The 23,764-nt window shown below is 59.8% G+C and carries 19 protein-coding genes and 1 tRNA gene; 11 read left to right on the top strand and 9 right to left on the bottom strand.

Annotation, left to right across the window (positions count from 1 at the left end):
* The first annotated feature begins 8 nt into the window (after positions 1-8).
* Genes IPK32_02170 through IPK32_02160 form a run of 3 tightly spaced genes read left to right on the top strand, consistent with a single transcriptional unit; the run spans position 9 to position 6,412 of the window.
* Positions 9-3,698: a CoA activase gene (locus IPK32_02170; GenBank protein ID MBK8090821.1), complete on the top strand. Its 3,690-nt coding sequence runs from the start codon at positions 9-11 to the stop codon at positions 3,696-3,698.
* Complete coding sequence (locus IPK32_02165) at positions 3,662-5,224, top strand: 2-hydroxyglutaryl-CoA dehydratase (protein MBK8090820.1); 1,563 nt, start codon at positions 3,662-3,664, stop codon at positions 5,222-5,224. Before IPK32_02170 ends, IPK32_02165 begins: the two co-directional genes overlap by 37 nt.
* A 3-nt stretch (positions 5,225-5,227) precedes the next feature.
* Positions 5,228-6,412, top strand: coding sequence for a DUF4038 domain-containing protein (locus IPK32_02160; protein MBK8090819.1), 1,185 nt, complete (start codon positions 5,228-5,230; stop codon positions 6,410-6,412).
* A gap of 348 nt (positions 6,413-6,760) precedes the next feature.
* On the opposite strand, the gene IPK32_02155 is transcribed toward IPK32_02160, so the two are convergent.
* The 5 genes from IPK32_02155 to IPK32_02135 all read right to left on the bottom strand — a co-directional run bounded on the left by IPK32_02155 (position 6,761) and on the right by IPK32_02135 (position 11,388).
* Entirely contained in the window at positions 6,761-7,765 is a 1,005-nt protein-coding gene (locus IPK32_02155; GenBank protein MBK8090818.1) for a sugar phosphate isomerase/epimerase, read from the bottom strand.
* A 108-nt stretch (positions 7,766-7,873) separates the two neighbouring features.
* The gene (locus IPK32_02150) at positions 7,874-9,541 is read right to left on the bottom strand and encodes a PrsW family intramembrane metalloprotease (protein ID MBK8090817.1); all 1,668 of its coding nucleotides are present in this window, start codon (positions 9,539-9,541) and stop codon (positions 7,874-7,876) included.
* Positions 9,538-9,876, bottom strand: coding sequence for a hypothetical protein (locus tag IPK32_02145; protein ID MBK8090816.1), 339 nt, complete (start codon positions 9,874-9,876; stop codon positions 9,538-9,540). The genes IPK32_02150 and IPK32_02145 overlap by 4 nt, the downstream gene beginning before the upstream one ends.
* A 23-nt stretch (positions 9,877-9,899) precedes the next feature.
* Complete coding sequence (locus IPK32_02140) at positions 9,900-10,376, bottom strand: GNAT family N-acetyltransferase (GenBank protein ID MBK8090815.1); 477 nt, start codon at positions 10,374-10,376, stop codon at positions 9,900-9,902.
* An 85-nt stretch (positions 10,377-10,461) separates the two neighbouring features.
* On the bottom strand, positions 10,462-11,388 hold the full coding sequence (locus tag IPK32_02135; GenBank protein MBK8090814.1) for an amidohydrolase: 927 nt from the start codon (positions 11,386-11,388) through the stop codon (positions 10,462-10,464).
* 106 nt (positions 11,389-11,494) lie between these two features.
* On the opposite strand from IPK32_02135, the gene IPK32_02130 reads away from it, so the two are divergent.
* Positions 11,495-12,109 carry a TIGR00730 family Rossman fold protein gene (locus IPK32_02130; GenBank protein MBK8090813.1) on the top strand — a complete coding sequence of 205 codons (615 nt, stop codon included), beginning with the start codon at positions 11,495-11,497 and terminating at the stop codon, positions 12,107-12,109.
* A gap of 10 nt (positions 12,110-12,119) precedes the next feature.
* Here IPK32_02130 and IPK32_02125 read toward each other — a convergent pair whose 3' ends face one another.
* Complete coding sequence (locus IPK32_02125; GenBank protein ID MBK8090812.1) at positions 12,120-13,541, bottom strand: DUF1501 domain-containing protein; 1,422 nt, start codon at positions 13,539-13,541, stop codon at positions 12,120-12,122.
* A 117-nt stretch (positions 13,542-13,658) separates the two neighbouring features.
* Here IPK32_02125 and glgA point away from each other — a divergent pair, with 117 nt between their 5' ends.
* Positions 13,659-14,861 carry a glycogen synthase gene (gene glgA / locus IPK32_02120; protein MBK8090811.1) on the top strand — a complete coding sequence of 401 codons (1,203 nt, stop codon included), beginning with the start codon at positions 13,659-13,661 and terminating at the stop codon, positions 14,859-14,861.
* 45 nt (positions 14,862-14,906) lie between these two features.
* On the top strand, positions 14,907-15,884 hold the full coding sequence (locus tag IPK32_02115; protein MBK8090810.1) for an Rpn family recombination-promoting nuclease/putative transposase: 978 nt from the start codon (positions 14,907-14,909) through the stop codon (positions 15,882-15,884).
* A 12-nt stretch (positions 15,885-15,896) separates the two neighbouring features.
* Here IPK32_02115 and IPK32_02110 read toward each other — a convergent pair whose 3' ends face one another.
* Together IPK32_02110 and IPK32_02105 are read right to left on the bottom strand one after the other, a co-directional pair.
* Complete coding sequence (locus IPK32_02110) at positions 15,897-17,600, bottom strand: DUF1549 domain-containing protein (protein MBK8090809.1); 1,704 nt, start codon at positions 17,598-17,600, stop codon at positions 15,897-15,899.
* Between the two features lie 93 nt (positions 17,601-17,693).
* Positions 17,694-19,985: a DUF1549 domain-containing protein gene (locus IPK32_02105; protein MBK8090808.1), complete on the bottom strand. Its 2,292-nt coding sequence runs from the start codon at positions 19,983-19,985 to the stop codon at positions 17,694-17,696.
* Positions 19,986-20,131: 146 nt separating this feature from the next.
* On the opposite strand from IPK32_02105, the gene IPK32_02100 reads away from it, so the two are divergent.
* From IPK32_02100 to IPK32_02090, 3 genes are all read left to right on the top strand, one after another.
* Positions 20,132-20,536, top strand: a complete 405-nt coding sequence (locus IPK32_02100; GenBank protein MBK8090807.1) for a hypothetical protein — start codon at positions 20,132-20,134, stop codon at positions 20,534-20,536.
* A 119-nt stretch (positions 20,537-20,655) separates the two neighbouring features.
* The gene (gene thiS, locus IPK32_02095) at positions 20,656-20,856 is read left to right on the top strand and encodes a sulfur carrier protein ThiS (GenBank protein ID MBK8090806.1); all 201 of its coding nucleotides are present in this window, start codon (positions 20,656-20,658) and stop codon (positions 20,854-20,856) included.
* Positions 20,857-20,875: 19 nt separating this feature from the next.
* Positions 20,876-21,625, top strand: coding sequence for a HesA/MoeB/ThiF family protein (locus IPK32_02090; protein ID MBK8090805.1), 750 nt, complete (start codon positions 20,876-20,878; stop codon positions 21,623-21,625).
* On the opposite strand, the gene IPK32_02085 is transcribed toward IPK32_02090, so the two are convergent.
* Positions 21,626-23,194, bottom strand: a complete 1,569-nt coding sequence (locus IPK32_02085) for a D-aminoacylase (GenBank protein ID MBK8090804.1) — start codon at positions 23,192-23,194, stop codon at positions 21,626-21,628.
* Between the two features lie 142 nt (positions 23,195-23,336).
* On the opposite strand from IPK32_02085, the gene IPK32_02080 reads away from it, so the two are divergent.
* Together IPK32_02080 and rpsU are read left to right on the top strand one after the other, a co-directional pair.
* Positions 23,337-23,410, top strand: a tRNA-Gln gene (locus IPK32_02080).
* Positions 23,411-23,514: 104 nt separating this feature from the next.
* Positions 23,515-23,757, top strand: a complete 243-nt coding sequence (rpsU, locus tag IPK32_02075; GenBank protein MBK8090803.1) for a 30S ribosomal protein S21 — start codon at positions 23,515-23,517, stop codon at positions 23,755-23,757.
* Positions 23,758-23,764: the final 7 nt, after the last annotated feature.

Genomic DNA, 23,764 nt, shown 5'->3' with positions numbered 1-23,764 from the left:
GCCGCCTCATGCAGAACGCGCCTGCTCTCACCTCTTCAAACCTCGTCCTTGGAGTGGATGTCGGCTCAACGACGGTCAAAACCGTGCTCGTCGATCCGCAGACGCACCGCATTCTTTGGTCTGATTACCAGCGGCATGAGACGAAGCAGGCTGAGAAGGTCATGGAGCAGCTCAAAGCCGCCTCCGCAGCGTTTCCAGGCATCGCACGCATCTTCATGACCGGTTCCGGCGCAGAGCCGCTCACCCAACCGCTCGGTGCGAAATTTGTGCAGGAGGTCAATGCGGTCACGATGGCCGTGGATCGCCTCCACCCGGAAGCAGGCAGCGTCATCGAACTCGGCGGCCAGGATGCGAAAATCATCATCTACAAAGCCAGCGGCGATAACGGCTCTAAACGCGCCATCGCCTCGATGAACGACAAATGCGCCTCCGGCACCGGCGCCACCATCGACAAATGCCTTGTCAAACTCGGCCTCGATCCGCGTGACATCGGCAGCATGGCCTGGGACGACACGAAGCTGCATCCCGTCGCCGCGAAGTGCGGTGTCTTCGCCGAAACCGACATCGTCAACCTCGTCAAATCCGGCATTCCCTCGCGTGAGATACTCTGCTCGCTCGCCAATGCCATCGTGATGCAAAACCTCTCCGTGCTCACGCGTGGCAACACACTCCTGCACAGCGTCGTTCTGCTCGGCGGACCAAACACCTACCTCAAATTCCTCCAACACTGCTGGCGTCAGCGCATCGTCGAGACGTGGAACGAGCGCGGCCACACGTTTCCCGAGGACGACATCACGAAGCTCATCTTCGTCCCGCCGAACTCCGATCTCTACGCCGCCTTTGGCGCGGCGATCTACGGCATGCACGAGCCCGCGCACATCGGCGTGTATCGCGGGCTCGCTGACCTCGAAACCTTCATCCTGCATGGCCGCGCCGCACGCCTCGGAGCCTCCGCAGGCCCACCGCTCGTGCGCGATGCCGATGAACTCGCCGCCTTCGCGGAAAAGTATCGCATCCCGCCCTTCCAAGCGGCCACGTTTGCTCCCGGCAGCATCGTGCGTGGCTACATCGGCCTCGACGGCGGATCCACGTCCTCGAAAGCGGTCCTCATCGACGAAAACGGCGACATCCTCTGCAAGCAGTACATGCTTTCCAAAGGCAATCCCATCGTCGACACGAAGGAACTGCTCACGCTGCTCAAAAACGACATCGCTCAGCAAAGCTGCACGCTCGACGTGCTCGGTTTCGGCGCGACCGGTTACGCGGCGGATGTTTTGGAGGAGTCTCTCGCCGCCGATGCGAACATCGTCGAGACCGTGGCGCATGGCATGGCCTCCACACGCTTCTTCGACAAGGTGGACGTCATCTGCGACATCGGTGGGCAGGACATCAAGGTGCTCTTCGTCACCCACGGCCAGATCTCCAGCTTCCGCCTTTCGAATCAATGCAGCGCCGGCAATGGCATGCTGCTTCAAGCCATGGCCGCTCAGTTCGGCGTATCGGTCAAAGACTACGCCGACGTCGCCTTCGGCGCGAAGTTGAGCCCGAAGTTCAGCTACGGCTGCGCCGTGTTCCTCGATACCGACCGCGTCACCTTCCAAAAAGAAGGTTTCTCACGCGAGGAACTGCTCGCAGGCCTCGCCCTCGTGCTGCCGAAGAATGTCTGGCAATACGTCGCCCAGGTGCCGCGCATGGCCGCGCTCGGCCGCACCTTCGTTTTGCAAGGTGGCACGCAGTACAACCTCGCCGCCGTCAAAGCGCAGCACGATTACATCAAGGAACGCGTGCCAGAGGCCATCATCCACGTGCATCCGCATCCCGGCGAGGCTGGCGCATTCGGCGCGGCGCTCGAAGCACGCCGCGTCGTGCTTCAGCGTGGCAAAAGCACCTTCATCGGCCTCGATGCGGCCATCGACCTCGCCTTCACCTCGCGGAACGATGCCGACACGGTCTGCCACTTCTGCCCGAATCACTGCAAACGCACTTTCATCGACACCAAAGCCGCCAGCGGCCGCACCAGCCGCTACATCTCCGGCTTCTCATGCGAAAACGGCACCGTCGAATCGAAGGAAAAACTCAAGGAACTCGCCCAGCGCCGCAAACAGCTCAAAGCGAAGTATCCGAACCTCGTCGATTACGAATCGAAGCTCGCCTTCCAGAGCTTTTACAAACCTGCGCCGCTTCCTGAAGCCGGTTCACCGCTCACGCGAAACGAAATACGCCGCAACTGGCTCGGCACACCGAAAACCGTCAGCGTCACCCGCCGCATGCAACGCAGCAGCGCGGAAGACTTGGCATATCGCCAAACCATCCGCATCGGCATTCCGCGAGTGCTGAATCTGTATTCCACCGCGCCGCTGTGGCGTGTGTTTTTCGAAACGCTCGGCATTCCTTCCGCGAACATCGTTTTCTCCGATGCCACCACGCCGGAAATGTGGGCGGAAGGCGGCAAATACGGCTCCATCGACCCCTGCTTTCCTTCCAAGGTCACGCAGGCGCACATCCATCACCTGCTGCATCACAAAAGCCGCGAGAAGCAGCTGAACTACCTCTTCTTCCCCTGCAGCACGCATCTCCCGACCTTTGTTTCCGGCGTGATGGACTCGACTTCTTGTCCCATCGTCGCCGGAGCACCGAAAGTCATCCGCGCAGCCTTCACGAAGGAAGTGGACTTTTTTGCGAGAGCGGGCGTCGAGTATGTCGATACCGCTGTGACGCTCACCGAGCCAAATTACCTCGTGAAACAGCTTTTCGAGTCCTGGGGCGAAAAACTCCGCGTCACACACGACGAATGCGAATTTGCCGTGAATCAGGGTTTTGAAGCTTTGAAGCGATTTGATGCCGAAATGCAGCGCAAAGGCTCCGAAGTGCTCGCCCAGCTCGAAGACGAAAATCGTCCAGGTTTGCTCATGCTCGGTCGTCCGTATCACAACGACCCAGGCCTCAATCATGGCGTGCTGGATGAGTTTCAGGCGCTGGGTTACCCCGTGCTTTCCATCCGCTCCATCCCGAAGGAGCCGGAATGGCTGGAGCGCTTCTTCGCGGATGATTTGCGCCGTGGCATGGTCAATTCACCGCTCTCCACCTCCGATGTGTGGCCGGAAAACTACTCCGCGAACAGCGTGCAGAAGGTCTGGGCCGCGAAACTCGCCGCACGGCATCCGAACCTCGTGGTTCTGGACCTCTCCAGTTTCAAATGCGGTCACGATGCGCCGACTTACGGCCTCATCGATCACATCCTCAGCGCCACCGCCACGCCCGCGATGAATCTGCACGACATCGACGTGAACAAACCCGGCGGCAGCATCCTCATCCGCGTCAAAACCTACGCCCACACGCTGAAGCTCCACGAAGAGAAGCTCCGCGCTGCCGCTGCAAACCGCAGCGAACTCGAAACCCGCGTCGCTGAAAAACGCCGCGAGCTTTTGGCGATCCAACGTGAGCAACTCGCTCTCGAAGCTGACCAGCAGCTCATGAACGAGGCTTATCAAGCCTACCTCGAAGCCGACATCACCGTTGAGCTACCGGACCGCGACTTCACCTTTGAAGCCATGGCCGACACGCAGCCGCACGGTGGCCATGAAACCGCGCTCGCCCTCGTCAACGGTCACCGCTTTATCGTCGAAGCTCCCGTCAAACCTCAAACCACCTCCTGCTCCCCATGCACACCGCACAGTTGCCCCACCTGCGCTCATTAACGCACGCCGACATCGAGAAGGAACTCCGCGAGTTCGAGGCGAAGGAACGCGAGCGCCTCGGCCTCAACGAGCCGCCGAAGCGTCATTGGCGCGATGAGAATCCGCAAAACTTCGTCAAAGCCGAACGCTCCTCCACCACCATCCTCTGCGGCGGCCTCACGCAGGCGCAGGACATGCTCGTCAGCGCCGCCTTGCTCGGCGTGGGCTACCGCGTCATTCCACTCGATGTGCCGGACAATGACGCGCTGCGTGTGGGCAAGGAATTCGGCAATCGCGGCCAGTGCAATCCGACTTACTTCACCGTCGGCAATCTCGTGAAGCACCTCATTCACCTGCGCGACGAAAAAGGCATGAGCGTGGCCGAGATCGTGAAGACGCACGTGTTCTTCACCGCCGGTGCCTGCGGACCATGCCGCTTCGGCACTTACGCCACGGAGTATCGCAAGGCGTTGCGCGATGCGGGCTTCGACGGCTTCCGCGTGCTGCTCTTCCAACAAAAAGGCGGCCTAAAACAAGCTACGGGCGAGAACGACGGACTCGAAATGAATCCCGCGTTCTTCATCGCCATGTTGAAGGCGATCATGGCCGGTGATGCGCTCAACGCGATCGGTTACCGCATCCGTCCATATGAAACCGAGCCAGGCAGCACGAATCGCGTGCTGGAGCAGTGCAAAAAGACGCTCGCTGACTCGCTGCGGCAACGAAAGAGCACTTTGCTGGCGCTTTGGCGCTGCCGCAGGCTTTTGAAGGACATCCCAGTGAACCGCATGCAGGCCAAACCGAAAGTCAGCATCATCGGCGAGTTTTGGGCCATGACGACCGAGGGCGATGGCAACTACAAGCTGCAGCAGTTCCTCGAATCCGAAGGCGCGGAGGTGGATGTGCAGCTCGTGACCGCCTGGCTGCTCTACATGCTCTGGCAGGGCAAGTGGGACACGAAACAGCGCATGTCCCTCCCGCAAGCCGACGACGCCAAAGGCGGCCTCGAAGGCCAGAATCCGCGTCGCAAGCTCATTACCCTCTGGTTTGCGGACAAAGCCTTGCGCGGCGTCTTCGGCGTCTTCGCACGGCTGCTCGGCCTGCGTCACTACAAGCTGCCTGACATGGATGAGATCGCCACCATCTCCCACCAGCACTACGACGTGCATCTGCGCGGCGGCGAAGGCCACATGGAGATCGGCAAGCTCATTCAGAGCGTGACCAAGAAGAAGGCGCACATGGTCGTCAGCGTGAAACCCTTTGGCTGCATGCCCTCCAGCGGCGTGAGCGACGGCGTGCAGTCTTTGATCACCGCGAAGTATCCCGAGGCCATCTTCTCCGCCATCGAAACCACCGGCGACGGAGCTGCAAACGTCAAGAGCCGCATCCAGATGGACCTCTTCAAAGCCAAGCAGGTCGCCCAAGCCGAACTCGAAGCTGCCAAGACCACCTCACGTGGCAATGCGGAAAAACACAATCGCGCGCTCGCTTATCCGCACAGCCATGACTTCACCGGAACGGCGGCACGATTGGTGGCGCAAACCTAGGTTATGAAACTTCTGCTCTACATCTTTTCCATTCTCACACTGACGCTCCATGCCGATTTGCCGGATTTGAAGGTGGCGGAAGACCATCGCCATCTCGTCACGGCGGAGGGAAAGCCGTTCTTTTTGCTCGGGGACACGGCTTGGGAGCTGATTCACCGTCTGACGCGGGAGGAGACAGAGCTGTACTTGAAGAAGCGGGCCGCGCAGGGCTTCAATACGGTCTTTGCCGTGGCTCTGGCGGAGTATGAGTTTCACAAGCCGAACGCTTACGGTGAAATGCCGCTCGAAAACAACGATCCGGCGAAACCACGAGAGGCTTACTTCGCGCATGTCGATTGGGTGATCGATAAGGCGGCCTCGCTAGGCCTCTACACGGCTCTGCTGCCGACCTGGGGTGACAAGTGGAACAAAAAATGGGGCAAAGGGCCTGAAATCTTCACCCCAGAGAATGCGGCGACTTACTGCGAATGGCTGGCGCGGCGCTACGCGGACAAACCAGTCATCTGGGTGCTCGGTGGCGACCGTCCGGTGGAGAATGATGCGCATCGCGCGATCATCCGTGCCATGGCGGCGGGGCTGAAGAAAGGTGATGGCGGCCGGCATCTCATCACCTACCACCCGAAGGGCGGCGCAAACTCATCTGATTACTGGCCGGATGAGCCGTGGCTGGATTTTCATCTGTTCCAGAGCGGGCATCACCATCGCGCGGCGGCGAATTATGAGATGAACGCCAAGAACCTAGCTCTGAAGCCGCTCAAGCCGACGCTGGATGGCGAGCCGTGCTACGAGGACCATCCCGTGCGCGGCCTGATGAAGGACAAGAAGCCCACGGAGTGGTTTGATGACGACGATGTGCGCCTCGCCGCGTGGCGAAGCCTGCTGAGCGGTGCCTGCGGGCATGTGTATGGCACGCATAGTGTGTGGCAGTTTCACGACCTGGAAAAACGCACGCAGCAGACGGACGCACGCACGCCCTGGCAACAAGCGCTCGATCTGCCCGGCGCAGCGCAGATGGGCGTGATGAAGAAGTTCTTTGAGCAGTTCGACTGGACGAAACTGCGGCGGGATGATGACTTCGTGCTCGGGGAGGCCGGAAAGACCCTTCGAAACAGCCAATGGCTGCTGTGGCGGAGCAACGTGGCTGGGCCGTTGTTTATGTGCCTGCTGGAGTGTCCAGCATCCGTGTAGATCAGCGAAAAGTGATCGGCGAGGGCGGTGGCATGCACATCGGCATTTTTAATCCCGCTGACGGTGAGCACTTTGGCAGGCAGGCGAAGGCCGAGGTGTATTCACGGCCCAAAGATCACGAGGGTGACTGGGTTTTGCTGATTCGCGGAGTTAAATCCTGACTCACGCAAAGAACTTCAGCACTGAGGTGAGTACTTCGGCGAGGTGGTCGATTTCTTCGGAGATGTTGTAGAGGTATGGTTCTCTTCGGTGTGAGTAGGGCGCAAAAAAAGCCCGGTGCTGGATGGGCACCGGGCTTTGGAGGGCAGGGAAGGGAATGGGGCTCCTGCGGGGAGGTTGGCTCTGAAATCAGGCTTTGCTGTTTTCGGCGAACTGGGCGTCAAAGATGATCTTGGAGGGCGGGAAGTCGATTTTCTTCACGAAGGCGGCAGATTCCGCTGCGCCGAACTCGCGGTCCATCGCGCCGTCTTCCCACTCGACGCTGAGAGGGCCACCGTAGTCGATGTCGTTGAGGGCGCGGATGATGCGCTCAAAGTTGATGTTGCCGCGGCCCACGGACTTGAAGTCCCAATAACGGCTGGGCTTGTGGAAATCGACGTGGCCGCCGAAGACGCCTGCGGTGCCATCACCGATGCCCCAGGCGACGTCTTTCATGTGGACGTGGAAGATGCGGTCTTTGAACTGGTAGATGAATTTGACGTAATCGACGCCCTGGTAGCCGAAGTGGCTGGGATCGTAGTTGAAGCCGAAGGCGGGGTGGAAATCGACGGCCTCCAGCGCACGCTGGGCACTGGCGATGTCGAAGGCGATCTCGGTGGGATGCACTTCGAGTGCGTAGCGGATGCCGAGTTTTTGATATTCGTCTAAGATGGGCTTGAAGCGCTTGGCGAAGTCTTTGTATCCGGCGTCGATCTGGCCAGGGAGATTCGGCGGGAAGGAGTAAACGAGGTGCCAGATGCTGCTGCCGGTGAATCCATTGACGACGCTGACGCCGAAGCGCTTTGCGGCATGGGCGGTCTGGATGAGGCACTCGGCGGCACGCTGGCGGACGCCTTCGGGATTGCCATCGCCGTAGATGGCGGGCGGGAGGATCTGGGCGTGGCGTGGGTCGATGTTGTCACAGACGGCCTGACCGACGAGATGGGTGGAGATGGCATGGCATTGGAGGCCAGCGGCTTTGAGTTTGGCGCGTTTCGCGTCGCAGTAGGCCTGATCGGCTTTTTCGACTTCAAAGTGGTCCCCCCAGCAGGCGAGCTCCACGCCGTCGTAACCGAAGGCCTTGGCTTTCTGGAGCATGGTATCGAGAGACAGGTCGGCCCATTGGCCGGTAAAGAGGGTGACAGGACGTGGCATGGTGTGTGGGGCGGTTGGTAGTTGGGAGAGAGCAGAAAAAGGCGGAGGAAGGCCGAATGTCGAATGCCGAATGATGAATTTTTTTCCGTAGGTGGCCAGGGGGCGTGCTCAGGCATGCTCAAAGCGGCGCCAGTAGAGAAAAATGAGTGGAAAGACGGCGAGGCAGCTCTGCCCGGCATGGGCGACGGCTGTCATGCTGCGGCCCTGGATGGCGGCGGTGATGAAGACGGCGGCTACCAGCACGGCGCAGCCCAGGGTGAAGGCGGCGCGGAGCGAGATGTTGCTGCGCTTTTGCACGGACTCGCGGGCTAGCTCGTCGATGAAGCGGTCTGCGATCACGAGGAAGAGCACGATGGAGAGCCAGCCGCCGAGGTCGATGACATCGGTCACGGCGAGTAGGTCGTAGGCACCGTGTGCGAGGATGACAAATGCCATGATGCCGAGAAAGTGCTCCACTCCGCGGAATCCAGAGCGCACGAGTGCATAGAGTGCGTGCCCGGCCATGCCTGTGAGGCTGAGGTGCATGAAATTCGCCGTGAGTAGGCGGGTAAAGGCGGCCTGGATGCCGTAGCGATGGAAATACTGTACATTCTCCTCAGCGGCGAAACCCAGTCCCACGAATGCAGCACAGAGCAGCGCCCGTGCGGGGCTGCGTGTGCGCAGGAGCCATGGCAGAAAGAGGGAGAAAAGTGCCAGTTTGCATAGCTCCTCTCGCATGCCGACACCGAGGAGGAAGTAGCGTGCCTGCTCGACAAAGACGGTGCTATCCCGATCCATGCCGAGGGTGTGTTTTTGCCATTCGGAGACGGTGAGCACGGGCCATACACTGGCCACACCCGCGAGCAGCGGCAGCACGGGCCAGAGCCAGCGCCACGGGGATTTTTCATCATGCTGCACGAGGATGAACCACCAGATCGTGCCGGAGAGGATGGTGAAGGCCACGAGTAGCCATGGGATGTCGGTGAAGTGATCCCAGAATAATCCGCGCCACTGGAGCCATACATCCCCTGTGATGGCTCCGGCCTGATACTGCTCATCGGGCGTGCAGGTCTCGATCCAGGCACCGGGCTGGGCCAGGATGAGGCGCATGTGGTCTGCATTTTCAGTGTGGATCGCGGTCTGCACCGCCCGCCGCCGTGCTCGCTGCGCATCTGGGAATGCGGCCCCCTCTGCGATGAAAAATTCGGTCGCCATGCCATCTTCATCCCGCTGGAGCATGAGGCTGCCGATTAGCTCATTGGCGAAAGGCGCGGGTGGCTGCGCATGCGCGGCGGATTCGAGGCTTTTGAGCGCTTTTTCAGCCTGCGGGCCATTTTGCAGGAGCGTGACGTCGAGGTAATCCGCCGCAGCTTTATCAAGACCCTCCCGGCCATGCTTCTCGATGAATGGATGCAGCTCATAACCGGCCAGTTTGCCGTTTTTGATGTAATCGGCATGCAGAGCAAGCGTGGTGGACTCTGGCATGGCTTCCTCGTCAGCCTCATGCCGGAGGTACTCACCCAGTCGGCACAGCCAAGCACAAAAATCCCGTGGGGAGGCCTCCGCTGCGGTGCGTAGCTTCGTGGCATCTTCTTTGAGGCGTTTTTCAGGGGGGGATGGGCTGGCAGAGTGGGTGGGGCGTATGGCATCCCTTCCGGTGAAGAGGACGATGAAGCTCGCGATGGCGAGTCCGCTCACCGCGATGCCCGCAGCGGTGCGTAGTAGCCAGCGGCGATCACGAGTGAGGTGAAATACCCGTGTGCGCCAGCCGTGTAGGGGCGGCTTGCGCTCACTCATGGGTTGGGAGGTCCTCCGTCGCCAGTCTTGCGCCACCAGTCTGCATCACGCTCCCAGGGTTGTTTTTCCTCTGCCGGTGCTCCTGAGCGTGCGGCGGTTAGTTTTTCACGCTCCTCATCATCTGCTAATTCCATGATGAGTCGGATGTGAGGCGGCGGATTCCTGCCACGTCGCCAGATGAACCACATCCAGGTCACAAAACAGCCCAACGTAAAAAACAGCGTCGCCAGCGTGAACATCACAAATCCCTCTGCCGCTGGCTGCATCGCGGTGGCATGCCCGCCAGACTCTAAAGAGCGTCCGAGGTGGGTCATCCATGCCAGGTGGGTGTACATGCCGTGCGTCGTTATTTACAGGATCAGTCCAGGTCATCAAAGACGAGGCGCATGGGGATCATCTTCGAGTGCTGGAAGCCATGGCGACTGAAGAAGGTCTGCGAGCAATCGTCGATGCGGTCTGTGAGCAGCGTGATGCGGCGGAAGCGCTTCTCACGGGCGAACTCGATCACATGCTCCAGCAAGAGGCTGCCGTAGCCATGCCTGCGGTGCTGTGGATGCACGATCACGTCTTCCATCAGGATGACGAGGCCACCCTCAGCCGTGCTGATGGTGAAAAGTAGATTCACCATGCCGATGACCATGTGATCGGTGCGCAGGACAAAGATGCGACCGCGGTTCGGCTGCTGGAGGATCATGCGCACGCCGTGCTCCTGCTTGACGGGATCGGGCTTAAAGTCCTCTTCTTCGTCAAATAGCGCTGCCAGCAGCTCCACGAGCTGTGGCAGGTCTTCGATAGTGGCCGGCTCGATGCGCGGCTCAGTGGCAGGTGAGGTCATGCGAGGCGGAGAGTAGCGGGTTCAGTGCCAAAGGCAAAAGTAGATTCCGATAGGGGAGCGATGAATCCGCTGTTGGCAGAGCTCCTCATGAGAAAAAGACCTTCTCTGCTGTGCCGCGTAGCATCCAGGTTTTGTCGCTTTCGCTCAGGAAATCTAGCCGGTCACGGATCAGGGCGATGCTATCGTGATAATTGTGCCCCGGATCGACCTGAAAAGGGCAATCACTGGCCCACATCACCCGCTGCGGGCCGAAGGCATCCCGCACACGGCGGATCAGTGGCCCCATGTCGAGGTAGGGTGCTTTTTTGGCCCCTAGGGCGTAAAAGGCACTGGCCTTCACATGCGTGCGGCGATGACGTGCGAGGCGCAGTAGATGGGAGATGTCTTCCTCACGCATTTTACCGCCCATGCCGATGCGGGCGAAGTGGTCGATCACCACGCTGGTGTCTGGATACCACTCGCACATCTTGTCGATGAGGGGCAGCGTGTCCGGATTGATCAGCGGGCAGACGCTGGCACCTAGCTCGCCAGCGGTTTTCCAGAGCTGGCCCATCCCCGCGCTACCGATCCATGCACTCAGGCTCTTCTGAGCACCCGCATAGATGCGGAAGCCGCGCACGCCTTGCTGCACGGCCTGGGTCATCGTCGTGGCCACATCAGGGGCGTTTTCATTCACGATGGCCACGCCGCTGAAGACGCCCTGGTGCTGACGCATCACATCGAGCATGTAGCTATTGTCATACTGGTAGTAGCTCATCTGGATCAGCACCACACGCCGCACGCCCTCCGGCCGGCAATGGGCGAAAAGCTGCTCCGGCGTGAAGCTGGCCGGACGCATGTCGCTGACAGCGTATCCGCGTGCCAGCGGATACTTCTCCACATCCGGCGTCCACACATGCACATGCGCATCGATGTGGTCCCCCTTCGCCGCCGCATTCGATTTCAGAAGCTGGCAACTGCTCAGGGCAGCGGCGGAAGTCGTGGTGAGGAAGGAGCGGCGTGTCGCATTCATAGGGTGTGAAAAGAAATAAGAGGCTGGATCGAGAAGTTAGTCAAAAAAACTCACCCAACTATCCTCTCCCCGCTATCTTCTAGCTTCTTTCCGCTACGCTCTCACCATGTCCACTCTTCGCCGAATCTGCATCTACTGCGGCTCCACTCCCGGTCTCGACAAGCATCACCGCGAAGTAGCGCATGATCTAGGGGCCTACCTCGCCCGGCAGGGCATCGGGCTCGTGTATGGTGGTGGGAATGTGGGGCTCATGGGTGCCGTGGCGGATGGAGCCCTCTCCTGCGGTGGAGAGGTCATCGGCGTCATCCCGCGGTCCCTCATGGAAAAAGAACTCGGTCACAGCGGCATCACGGAGCTGCGTGTCGTCTCCAGCATGCATGAGCGGAAGGCACTCATGGTCGATCTGAGTGATGCTTTCATCGCACTGCCAGGTGGCTTTGGCACCATGGATGAGCTGTTTGAGACGCTGACCTGGCTCCAGCTCGAATTTCACTCCAAGCCCGTGGGGCTGCTCAATGTGGATGGCTTTTTTGATGGCCTGATCGACTTCATCGCTCACATGAGCCGTGCTGGCTTTCTCAAGCCCGAGCACGCCGCCTGCCTGTTGGTCGAAAAAGAAGCCCCACAGCTCCTAGCGGCTCTGTACGCCTTCACACCGCCGAAACTCGGAAAATGGATCGAAAAGCTCCTCGCCGAAAATGAGGCTCTGAAGGCCCGCTGAGCACGAAAACTCACGCCAGCGGCATCAACTCACGAATCGGCTCCCCAAACGGCAAAATCGGCATCGGACGGCCCTGGAAGTCATCAAAAGTGTCATTCGGGTCGATGCCGAGATGCTGATAAACCGTGGCCCACAGATCATTCGGGCCCAGAGGCCGCTCGATGGGGAATTCGCCACGCGGATTCGTCGCACCGATGACTTGGCCCGTCTGCATGCCACCGCCACTCACGATGAAGGACATCGCCTGTGGCCAGTGATCACGCCCCGGCTGGCTCACGCCCGTCTGCGTGCCGATCTGCGTATTGATCCTCGGCGTGCGGCCGAATTCACCCGTGATGATCACCAGCACATCCTTATCCAGCCCACGCTGATGAATGTCCTCGATCAGCGCAGATGCAGCCTGATCATACACCGGCATGCGCCAGCGAGCATCCGCATACATGTCGCAGTTCACCGCATGGCTATCCCAGTTGTAGGTGCAGTTCTTCGGGATCGGCGTGGAGAAGGGATTCTCCCACACCATCGTCACAAAGCGGCATCCAGCCTCCACCAGTCGCCGCGCCATCAGACCGCGCTGGCCGTAGGTGCTGTAGCCATAGCGCTCGCGGGTTTGGGCGCTTTCTTTGCTCAAATCAAAAGCCTCACGCACCTTCGGTGTCGTGAGCATGCCGACAGCTCGCTGGCTGAAGCTATCCATCGCCTCCATCAGGCCCCCGCGATCCATCTCGCGGCGCAGATTGTCCATGCCCTTCAGCAAGTGCACGCGGTCATCGAGGCGGCTCTCCATGTCTGGCGTGAGGCCGATGTTTTCCACCTTGAAGTCCTTCGCACTCGGGTCACCCACCACCATGAATGGCGACGCCGAAGGCCCCAAGTAAGCCGATCCCAGCGAAAACGTATCAATCCCGCTGCGCCCACGATCCACGCCCGCCACGCACACCGGCATGGCCTCGCCTGCACGCTGGAGCTTCCGCTGAATGATCGAGCTCACAGCCGGCGCATCATTCACAAAACCCACTGGCAGAGCCGGATTCCGCCCAGTCATGAAGCGCTTGTGCCCGCCGCCGTGGTCTGCGAATTCGTGATGCACGCTGCGGATGATGTTGAACTTGTCCGCCATCTTTGCCTGCCGTGGGAAGAGCTCACAGATATGTGTCCCGGTCACGTTTGTGCGGATCGGATTCAGCACGCCGCGATACTCCACCGGAGCATTCGGCTTCATGTCGTAGCTCTCTAGCTGCGACATCCCACCCGGCAGCCACACAAAGATCACCGACTTGTCCTTGAGCTTCCGCCCCGCTGCCTTCGCGATCGTTTCCGCCCGTAGCGTATCCGCCAGCGACCATCCGGTGAGAGCCAGAGAGCCGATGCTGAGAAAACTCCTGCGAGAAAGCGGGCCGGTGCAGGGATGGGATGATGTGGCGGAAAACATGTGCGGCGACTTTACGTCAATGGCGCATTGTCTCTCTCATTCTGCGGAATTGCGGTCACGAAGTGATTCCTCATTGGCAAAGCGCCTGTGCTCGCCACAGGCTGCGTGCTCATCTCGATGAAAGCTCTCTTTTTGACCAATGAATACCCGCCCTACATCTACGGCGGAGCTGGCGTGCATGTGGAATACCTCTCCAAAGAGCTGGCGAAGCTCATGGAGGTGGAGGTGCGCTGTTTTGGCGACCAGGACGACACGCAGCCCAATCTACGCGTGATGGGCACGCAGCTCGATGCGGCGGATTGGACGTCACCCGCGCACTTGAAGTCGGTTTTTGGCGCTTTGCAGCGCTGCCTCGATTTTAACACCAAGAACATCGACGCCTCGCTGGTGCATCTGCACACCTGGTATGCGCACTTCGGCGGCATTTTGGCCAAACTGAACTACGGCGTGCCCATGGTGCTCACCGTGCATTCTCTGGAGCCACTGCGGCCCTGGAAGCGCGAGCAGCTCGGTGGTGGCTATGACTTTACCGTCTGGCTGGAGGCCACGGCGCTCAAAATGGCCGATGCCGTCATCGCCGTGAGTGAGGAGACCAAGGTCGATCTGCTCCGGCTCTTTGAGCTCGATCCTCAAAAGATCCACGTCATCCACAACGGCATCGACCTCGACGAATACCATCGCGTGGAGGCCCCTGATGTGCTGCAAAAGCATGGCGTCGATCCTGCGAAGCCCTACGTGCTCTTTGTGGGCCGAATCACACGGCAAAAAGGCATCATCCACCTCGTACGGGCCATCGAGCATCTCGATCCCGAGTTCCAAGTCGTTCTCTGCGCTGGAGCTCCCGACACACCTGAGATCAAAGCCGAGATGGAAGCCGCCGTGGCCGCTGTGAGTGCCAAAAGGCCCGGCATCGTGTGGATTCAGGCCATGCTGCCCGTGCCGGAAAAAATCGCCATGTACTCGCATGCCGATGTTTTCTGCTGTCCGTCGATTTACGAGCCCTTTGGCATCATCAATCTCGAAGCGATGGCCTGCGAGACAGCGGTAGTGGCCAGTGCCGTCGGTGGCATCAAAGAAGTCGTCGTCCACGGCGAAACGGGCCTCCTCATCCCGCTCGAACAACAAACCGAGAGCCCCTTTGAAGCGCTGCATCCTGAGAAGTACGCCCAAGACCTCGCCGCCGGCATCAATACACTCATGCGTGACGAGCCCAAACGCCGCGCCATGGCCCTCGCAGGCCGCCAGCGTGCCATTGATCACTTCAGTTGGAAATCCATCGCCCGGAAAACCGCCGCTCTTTACAAGACGCTCGCGGTCTAGTTCGGAGTGGAACTTGGGTTTCTGGGAAGATCATAGGGTTTTATCATGAACGACCTCGACCTCACAGCGCAGCCGCATGACGGCTATTTCAAGAAAGCCTTCTCTGAGCCAGGACTGGCTGCGGCTTTTTTTCAGGCGCATTTGCCAGCCGCGTTGGTCGCCCAAGTGGACTGGAGCACACTGCGACTGGAGCCGGGCTCCTTTGTCCGAAAAAGCCTTCGGCAGACACATTCTGACCTGCTCTTTTCCACTCATATCAATGGGAGCAGCCTGTTGCTCTATCTGCTATTTGAGCACCAGACATCGGTGGATCAGATTATGCCGTTGCGAGTTCTGGTGAGCATGACGGAAATTCTGGTTCGGCACGAAGAGCAGCACGGGTTGCCATTGCCACTTGTGCTCCCCTTTGTGCTTCATCAGGGGCCGGACACGTGGACCGTCTCCACGCAGTTTAGCGACTTGTTTCGTATGCCGCCAGAGTTGGCCGAGATCATGCGTCCGTTCCTACCAGATTTTCGCCATGCTCTGCTCGACCTGACCCGCTTTTCACCAGCCACTGAGGAGCCAGAACCCCGGCTGCGGATGGTTTTGCAACTCATGAAGCTGGCTCGGGAGAAGAAGCTGTTGGAGTTTCTCCACTGGGCACCGCAAGAGCTGGCACGACTGGGCTGGGACTTCCCAGTGCCGTTGGTTTTGCTCTGCTATCTCTATGCACTGCACATCGACAGCAGCCTTGACCTCGAAAGTATCGCCCATACACTCGACTCGAACCCTAACCTCCAAGAAAACATCATGTCCATCGCCACCCGTCTCCGTCAAGAAGGTCGCCAGGAAGGTCGTCAAGAAGGCCGTGTGGAAGGCCGTCAGGAGGGGAAGTGGGCGGGGCGTATCCAAATGCTGGAGCAGTTGATGAAGCGCCCTGTGAGTCTGGATGAAGAGCTGGATGGATTGAGTATGGAGGAGCTTCAAAGTCGCTTTCAGAAGCTGGAAGCGGAGTACAACGCTGCTTTTAAGGCAGGCTGAGGTCTGTCCCGCTCAGTCCACAAAGATGAACTCATTCGCGTTGAGTAGGGCGAGGCAGTAATCTTCTAACGCGAGGCTGAAATCGGCCTGTTTGGCGAAAAAGCCTGTCGCGGCGTCGAAGTCGGCTTTGCGTGGCTCGCGGCCAAAGCAGCGCAAAATGGCTGCGTGGACGATTTGGGGCATTTCGGAGCCGAAATCGGCTTTGAGACCTGCGGCGAGTTTTTGCGCGGTTTGCACGCTGAGGTCGGAATTGAGCATCAAAAGGGCCTGCGGAGCGGTGGTGGACTCGTTTCGGCGGCTGCAAGGGGCCAGTGCATCTGGGCGATCAAAGAGATCTAGGACCGGGTGCCGGGCATTGCGCCGGGCAAAGGTGTAGATGCTGCGGCGGTTGAGCTGTGCGGGCTCCGAGGGCTTTTCGGCGTGTTTTTTTAGCAGGGTGGAGCTGATTGCTGCGGGGAGCGGCAGATGCACGCTTTCGCCGCCGGTATGCAGATTCAAATCACCGCTGATGCTCAGGAGTGTATCTCGCAGCATCTCACCTGTGAGGCGGCGTGGTGGCAAGGAGGCCTGCTGATAGGTGCGTGAAAGTAGGATGAGCGTGTGCAGCTTTTTGAGGCTCCAGTTTTGACGCGGAATCTCTGCGGCGAGCCAGTCGAGCAGGGCCGGATTCTCCGGCGCGGTGCCTTGGTGGCCGAGATCGCCCGGATTGGCGGACAGCGGGGTGCCGAAATGCTGCTGCCAGAGGCGATTGGCCATCGTCCGCAGGAAAAGTGCATTTTCTGAGCTGGTAAGGGCTTGAGCTAGGGCTGCGCGGTCCTGCGCGGCACCATTCATGAGGCGTGGCAGACCGGGCTGGATGCGTGGACCTGGCCGTGTGTGGTCTCCACGCACGAAGACGACACTGGCGGGCACTCCTTTGGCAAAGGGGCGCACGCTAGGGCCGAGCTGCTTGTCACGCTGGGTGAGCACGGTGTCGTCAAAGAAGGCCCGCAGTCGGTAAAAGTCGGCCTGACTGAGTGGATCGTATGGATGATCATGACACTGTGCACAGCCGATGGTCAGGCCTAGGCAGACGGTGCCGACGGTGGCGGTGATGTCATTGAGCACGGTGTGACGGCGCAGGTCTTGATTATTGATGTCTGGCATGTCTGGCCCGGCAAACAGGAATCCGGTGGCGGTTTCATCACCGAGTAAATCGCCTGCGATCTGCATGCGCACGAATTCATCCAGCGGCATGTCGCGGTTCAGAGCAGCGATCACCCAGTCGCGGTATTTCCAGGCATGGGGGCGGTCTTTGTCGTGCTCGAAGCCATCTGTCTCTGCATAACGAGCGAGGTCCAGCCACCACTGCGCCCAGTGCTCGCCGTAACGTGGGCTGGAGAGCAGGCGCTGAATGAGCCCGTGTATGGCAGCCTCTGGTTCGCGTGTGCGCTCTGCTTTGAAGGTGCTGATTTCCTCTGGAGTCGGTGGTAGGCCGATGAGGTCAAAGGTGATGCGCCGGATGAGGGCTTCATCACGTACGGGGGCTCCTGGATGGGTCAAGGCATCGAGCCTGTGCGGCTTGTCGGATGCGGCCAGCTTTTTCCAAGCCCAATGGTCCCGATCTGCTGCGGTGATGGGGCGCTCGTCTTTGACGGGATCATTCGATGCACGGATCGCGGCAGCATGGGCACTGGTGGTGAGCAGTGCGGCGACGGCTAGGATACGGATCGTCATGCGGAAGGAACGTGCCGAGTTTCGCCGCCTCACAGGGGAGGAGCGCAAAAATCGGGTTTTTCCGATGCTGCGGCTCTCCTTTCGGAAGGGCTGTTATTGAATGAAGAAGAACTGGCGGGTGTTCAGCACGGTCCAGAGGACATCGCCGCGGTCAGTAGCGTCTGCGTTGTCAGCGATGGGCTTGAGGAGAGCTTTTTCTTCGGCGGTGGCGCGGCGGCTGAGGAGGCTGAGATAGACGGTGTCGATGACGGCTTCTCCGCCTTCTTTCTTTGCACGGTCAAGGGCGCGGGAGATGACGGTGTAGCGGTTCATGAGGTTGGAGAAGGTCTTGCCGTTGAGGAGCATGAGTGCTTGGCCGACGCTGGCTTCGTCGTTGGAGTTTTCGACGAGTTCGCGGTCGCTCTGGCCGAATTCGCGGAGGAAGTGGCCATTGGGGGCGGGGCTGCGCATGTCGCAGGCGCGGACCATGTAGGAATCGCGGAAGGTTTCCCAGGCGCGGAGGCTGGCGCGGTCTTTTTCATCGCGGACCTCAAAGCGCTCGGCGTCTGCTTTGAGGCGCGATTTGGCGAGTTCGGTGAGCTTGGCGCGGCGCTGGCGGGCGAGGATGCTGAGGGCTTCTTCCAGGCTGAGTTCTTCGCCGTCTTTTTTGGCCTTGATGGCGGTGGCGACTTCTTTGGCGAAGTCTTCGTCGCGGGTGAACTCGTCGAGTTTGCCTTCTTTGGCCAGCTCGGCGAAGCGCTTGAAGCCGGCGTCATAGACGATGGCGTCCACGGCGTCATCGAGGCGCTTGCGCTGGCCTTTGATGCTGGCGCGGGCTTCACGGATGGCGTCTTCGTCTTTGGATTTGGAGGCTGCATCGAGGGACTCCTGGGCAGCGCGGACTTCAGCGGCGAGGTCTTTTTGTTTGAGAGCGACTTTCACGCTGCATGCGCGGAGCTGCTCGGGGCTGAGGGAATTGAGAGCGCGGTCGAGCCACTCGACGCGGCGAAGGGTGATTTCGGCCTCGACTTTGTTTTCGATGCTGGGCTGGTCGGCGTTCGGCTTGTAGAGCGTGACCATGCTGTCCCAGATCTGCTCGGCACTCATGCGGCGGAGCAGGGGACCGGGGAAGTGATAGACCTCACCGAGCTCCACATCTTTGGAGTAGGCCTCACGCTGATAGGCCTGGGAGTTCAGGATGGCGCGGAGAAAGGCCTTCATGTCGTAGTTGGAGGCCTTCATCGTCTCTTCGAGGAAGGTCATGAGCTGTGGGTTGCTGGGGACGGTGCTGTCGGTGATCTCGTCCACGGGTTCGATGATGCCCTGGCCCATGAGTTTTTTCCAAAGGCGGTTGGCGATGACGGTGGTGAAGCGTGGGTTTTCTTTGCTGGTCATCCAGCCGACGTAGGCTTCGACAGGTTTTTTGCCGTCTTTGACGATGTTGCCGTCTTTGGAGAATGCTGCAGGGATGACGGGGGCGATCTGGGACTTGGGCTTGGCGTCAGGGTATTGATAATCGTGGGGGAGGCGCAGCGCTTTGCGGTGCGAGTCGTCGAGGACGGTGTTGTAGCGCAGAGGGCGTAGGATTTCGCTCATGGCACGGCCGATGTCTTTGCGCTCGACGCCTTCGGGGAGGTCAAATTTGGCAAGCGGGGAGCCGTAGCCTTTGGCTTTCTTCGCTTTGGCGTTTTTGGCGATGCCCGTGCCATACATGGCCTGGATGAGCAGGGGATTGGTGAGCCCGTTGGTGCCGCTCATGCCGTAGGTGTGGGCTGCCATCTGGTAGTAGTCCATCTGGGTCCATTTATCGAAGGGATGATTATGACACTGGGCGCAGACCATGCTGGTGCCGAGGAAGATCTGCGTGGTGACAGCCATGTTATCGAGCGGCATGTTGTAGTCGCGGATGTAGAAGCCGACTGCGCCGTTCTCGTAGGTCTTGCCATCGGCAGCGACGAGCTCGCGGACCATTTGGTCGTAAGGCTTGTTTTCTCGGAGGCTGTCCTTCAGCCAGCGTGAGTAGGAGTAAAAGGCGGGGAGGCTCTGGCCACCGCCGATCATATTGGACTTCATGCGCAGGATGTCGGCCCAGTAGTTGGTGAAATTCTGCACATAGCCGTCATCAGCGAGGAGCTCGTCGATGAGCTTTGAGCGCTTGTCTTGATCCGTGCTTTTCAGGAAAGTCGTGGTTTCTGCCAGGCTGGGGATGCGGCCTGCGATGTCCAGATAGACACGGCGGACAAAGACCTCATCGCTGGCGGGCTTGTTGGCCGTGATTTTTTCCTTGGCGAGCTTTGCATTGACGAGTTCGTCGATCTTCGCGGCTGTGGCGGCGAGATCAGGTGCGGCGAGGCAGAGGCTGGAAGTGAGGAGCGTGGCGAGGAGACCGAAGAGGGGACTTTTCATGTGCAGATTCAGGCTTTGGGGAAGCTGGCGTGCGGAAACGAGGTGATTCTGGGCATCTTTCATGCCTGAGTAGGCAGATGGATGACGAAATGAGGGAAAATAACTTTGACAAAAGGGCTCACTTCCCGCCAGAATCGCAGCCTCCTATGAAATTGATCCTTTCGATCGCCCTCGCGGCCATTCTTAGCTCCTGCTCACAACTTTCTCCGAATACCACCTCCAGCGGACGTTCCGTCACAGGAGCCGATTCTTTCGCTCCCTATGGCGGCGCTGCGGATGATGGCAGTGGACTCTACGGTTCCAACGGCGGTGCCTATGAAGAAAACGGCGACATCAATGAAATCCGTCGCAAGCGTAAGGAGTCCCGCTTCGGTAGCTACTTCTTCGCTGAAACGAAGCCCTGGATGGTCGGCAGCGTGAATGAGCAGTATCCCTCCAAATACAATCTGCCCGGTGCCGGCTGGAAGGGTGCGAATCCTCCCTCCTCCCCCATGTCCGATAGTTACAGCATGGCGAGTGGCGGCCCTGGCGCAGGCTCCAGCGGCAAGTAATCTCCACATTTGAGCACCTTTTTCAGCGGGAACGTCCTTCGGGACGTTCCCGCTGCTTTTTGGGCCAGTGGAGGGAATGGTTGCACTCGGTCAGTGGCGGGCCAAAATCGACCACCCGCATGAAAATCACCCTCAATGGCGAAAATCGCGTTCTCGATGGCCCGCAGCCTCTGCGCGGCCTGTTGGAGTCCCTCGGGCTCGGCGGCAAACCCGTCGTAGTGGAGCAAAATCACGCCGCACTGCTTCCTCGCGAGCTAGAGACCGCGATCGTGAATGAAGGGGATGTGATCGAAGTGGTGCAAATCACCGCTGGCGGCTGAAAATGGCCTCTTTTTCATCATGAATGCCGAACTGACCGCTGAGGAACGTGCCATCTACGAATGGCAGATGTGGGTGCCTGGTGTGGGCGAGGCCGGTCAGTCAAAGCTGAAGTCTGCCAGTGTGCTCATCTCGCGTGTGGGTGGTCTAGGCGGGCTAGTGGCGCTGGAGCTGGCCGCCGCTGGCGTGGGCCGACTCATCCTAGCGCATGGTGGAAAGCTCAAGGCATCCGATCTGAACCGCCAACTGCTGCAAACGCATGATCACATCGGCCAACCACGCATGGAGTCCATCACCCGGCGGCTGCGTGAGCTGAATCCACGCTGTGAGATCATCGGCATCGAAGAAAACGTCCATGAAAGCAATGCAGACGGCCTCGTGGCGCAGGCCGACATCGTCGTCGATGCCGCACCGCTGTTTCAGGAGCGACTAGCACTCAATGCAGCGGCTTTTCGTGCTGGGAAGCCGCTGGTGGAATGCGCCATGCACACGATGCAGGCCAGCGTGACCACTTTTATTCCTGAAGAGACGGGCTGCCTCGCCTGCTATGTCCCAGAGGTGCCTCCCACATGGAAGCGGCAGTTCCCCGTCTTCGGCGCAGTGTCTGGCACAGCGGCCTGCATCGGCGCAATGGAGGTGATCAAGCGGATCACGGGCATCGGCAGCCTACTGGCGGGTGAAATGCTCTCCATGGATCTCGCCACGATGCAGTTCCGCCGCGTGAAGCTGCCACGGCGGCCCGACTGCGCGGTGTGTGGCCGTGTGAGCTGATCACTTGTGGCCCTGCCTACGCACGATCTGGCCTGGGCGAGCGGTGGTGAGGCGGTTTTTCTCGATCACAGGCACACCATTCACGAGGACATGGGTGAAGCCCTCTGCGTAGTGATGCGGATCAGCGAAGGTGGAGGGATCATTCACACCAGCGGGGTCAAAGATGACCACATCCGCCGCTGCTCCTGGCCGTAAAATGCCACGCCCTGTGAGGTGAAAGGTCTCTGCGGGCAGGCTGGTCATGCGGCGCACGGCATCCTCCAGTGTGAGCAGTTTTTCCTCACGCACGTAGCGGGCCAGCACGCGAGCATTGTTCCCGTAGCTACGTGGGTGCGGCATGTCTTCGCCCAGGCGGCGTGGTCCACCATCACTGGCTGTCATGGTCAGTGGATGGCGCATGAAGGTGCGCAAATCGTCCTCATTCATGCCATGAAAGATGGCGCTGGCTCCTCCACGGGCCTCCAGGTCGAGGATGGTCTCGATCTGGTCATCGAGCGTGTCTGCACCGCGTAGGAGCTTGGCGGCTTGAGGGATGTTTTTGCCGTTCAGCGATGCATCTGCGGCGAATCGGGCGATCACGGCATAAGCATAGTCTTGGCGGCCCTGACGCTGCCGCATCTCGGCCATGCCACTGAGGATTTTGGCCTTTTCAGCTGGATCAGCTAGGCGCTTGAGGAAATCCTCCCGCGTGCCCTCCAGGGCGGCATCTGGGATGGTCTGGCGCAGGCTGGTGCTGCTGGCGGTGTAGGCGTATTGATCGTGCGTGATCTTGAGCCCCACCGCACGGGCTTGATCCAGCACGCGGAGCACCTCCTGCGCCTTTCCCCAGGCGCTGGGGCCCGCTAGTTTGATGTGTGAAAGCTCCGCACGGCAGCCAGAGTCGCGGGCGATGCGCAGCAGCTCCTCCACGGCCTCAAAGATCTTCACCGTCTCATAGCGCATGTGGCTGACGTAGATGCCGTCATAGCGTGCGACGATTTTGGCCAGAGCGGTGATCTCCTCCGTCTTGGCAAAGGAGCCCGGCACGTAGATGAGGCCGGTGCTCAGGCCCAAGGCCCCCTCCTGCATGGCCTGATCGACGTTTTTTTCCATCGCGGCGAGCTGGGCGGCGTCTGGGGCGCGGATGAAGCTGCCGCCCATCCCATCGCGGCGCACGCTGCCATGACCGATGAGTGTGGCGACATTCAGCGCGGGCCGTGCGGCCTCGATCTCCGTGAAAAAGCGGCCCACATCCGTGCGGGAGGAGCCACAATTCCCGGTGATGATGGTGGTGACGCCCATGCGCAGGAAATTCTCTGCCACAGGGTTTTCGCAGATGTCCTCGGAGTGCGTATGCACGTCGATGAAGCCCGGTGCGGCGACGAGACCACCTGCGTCGATTTTTTGAGCCGCCTCCGCGCCGTCCAGCTTTCCGATGGCGGCGATTTTTCCGTCTTTGATGGCGATGGAGCCCGTTTGGAGCGCAGCGCCAGTGCCGTCTGCGATGCGGGCATTTTCGATCAAGAGGTCAAAAGTGGCCGCCGGGGCAAAAACGGCAAGTTGGGCAAAAAAGAGGCAAAACAGGCGCATGTGGCCTCCAAGAGGCCCGCAACCGCCACAGGCGTCAAGCGGGCTTCCGCCCTGAAAAAAGCATGGAGATGTGAAAAAGTCCTTCACATCACTTGAAAGACCGGCAGGAGACGATAGACTCGCGCCCCTTCGTTCCCCCGACTGCCTTATGGTGTAATGGTAACACAGCAGATTCTGAATCTGTTATTCTAGGTTCGAATCCTAGTAAGGCAACCACTCTGCACGAAGCTCAACCGGAGACAGCCAAATGACGGCTTGACGCCCGGCGACATGCCCCTATTCTCCGCGCCCCTTTCCCCCCTCCCCAACAACCTGATACCATGACTGAAGTCCAAATCCGCAAAGGCGAACCTGTTGACCGCGCCCTCAAACGTCTCAAGACGAAACTCGAGATGGAAGGCGTCCTCGAGGAAGTGCGCCGCCTGCGTGCTCACGAGACCCCCAAAGAGCGTTACCGCCGTAAGGCCCGTGCTACCGCCAAGCGTGGCAAGATCCGTTTCCGCTTCACGATGCCGAAGTCTGCCGAAGAGGCTGCTCCCGCCATCGAAGCCGTCGGCGCTTAATTCGATC

Source organism: Verrucomicrobiaceae bacterium, assembly GCA_016713035.1.
Classification (GTDB): Bacteria; Verrucomicrobiota; Verrucomicrobiia; order Verrucomicrobiales; family Verrucomicrobiaceae; genus Prosthecobacter.
The sequence above is the reverse complement of the archived record's forward strand: the minus strand, read 5'-3'. Positions and strand labels throughout refer to the sequence as shown.

Bases quoted from the DNA above. Each gene is read 5' to 3' on its own strand.
- IPK32_02170 (MBK8090821.1), top strand. From the start codon at position 9: ATGCAGAACGCGCCTGCTCTCACCTCTTCAAACCTCGTCCTTGGAGTG.
- IPK32_02165 (MBK8090820.1), top strand. From the start codon at position 3,662: ATGCACACCGCACAGTTGCCCCACCTGCGCTCATTAACGCACGCCGAC.
- IPK32_02160 (MBK8090819.1), top strand. From the start codon at position 5,228: ATGAAACTTCTGCTCTACATCTTTTCCATTCTCACACTGACGCTCCAT.
- IPK32_02155 (MBK8090818.1), bottom strand. From the start codon at position 7,765: ATGCCACGTCCTGTCACCCTCTTTACCGGCCAATGGGCCGACCTGTCT.
- IPK32_02150 (MBK8090817.1), bottom strand. From the start codon at position 9,541: ATGAGTGAGCGCAAGCCGCCCCTACACGGCTGGCGCACACGGGTATTT.
- IPK32_02145 (MBK8090816.1), bottom strand. From the start codon at position 9,876: ATGTACACCCACCTGGCATGGATGACCCACCTCGGACGCTCTTTAGAG.
- IPK32_02140 (MBK8090815.1), bottom strand. From the start codon at position 10,376: ATGACCTCACCTGCCACTGAGCCGCGCATCGAGCCGGCCACTATCGAA.
- IPK32_02135 (MBK8090814.1), bottom strand. From the start codon at position 11,388: ATGAATGCGACACGCCGCTCCTTCCTCACCACGACTTCCGCCGCTGCC.
- IPK32_02130 (MBK8090813.1), top strand. From the start codon at position 11,495: ATGTCCACTCTTCGCCGAATCTGCATCTACTGCGGCTCCACTCCCGGT.
- IPK32_02125 (MBK8090812.1), bottom strand. From the start codon at position 13,541: ATGTTTTCCGCCACATCATCCCATCCCTGCACCGGCCCGCTTTCTCGC.
- glgA (MBK8090811.1), top strand. From the start codon at position 13,659: ATGAAAGCTCTCTTTTTGACCAATGAATACCCGCCCTACATCTACGGC.
- IPK32_02115 (MBK8090810.1), top strand. From the start codon at position 14,907: ATGAACGACCTCGACCTCACAGCGCAGCCGCATGACGGCTATTTCAAG.
- IPK32_02110 (MBK8090809.1), bottom strand. From the start codon at position 17,600: ATGACGATCCGTATCCTAGCCGTCGCCGCACTGCTCACCACCAGTGCC.
- IPK32_02105 (MBK8090808.1), bottom strand. From the start codon at position 19,985: ATGAAAAGTCCCCTCTTCGGTCTCCTCGCCACGCTCCTCACTTCCAGC.
- IPK32_02100 (MBK8090807.1), top strand. From the start codon at position 20,132: ATGAAATTGATCCTTTCGATCGCCCTCGCGGCCATTCTTAGCTCCTGC.
- thiS (MBK8090806.1), top strand. From the start codon at position 20,656: ATGAAAATCACCCTCAATGGCGAAAATCGCGTTCTCGATGGCCCGCAG.
- IPK32_02090 (MBK8090805.1), top strand. From the start codon at position 20,876: ATGAATGCCGAACTGACCGCTGAGGAACGTGCCATCTACGAATGGCAG.
- IPK32_02085 (MBK8090804.1), bottom strand. From the start codon at position 23,194: ATGCGCCTGTTTTGCCTCTTTTTTGCCCAACTTGCCGTTTTTGCCCCG.
- rpsU (MBK8090803.1), top strand. From the start codon at position 23,515: ATGACTGAAGTCCAAATCCGCAAAGGCGAACCTGTTGACCGCGCCCTC.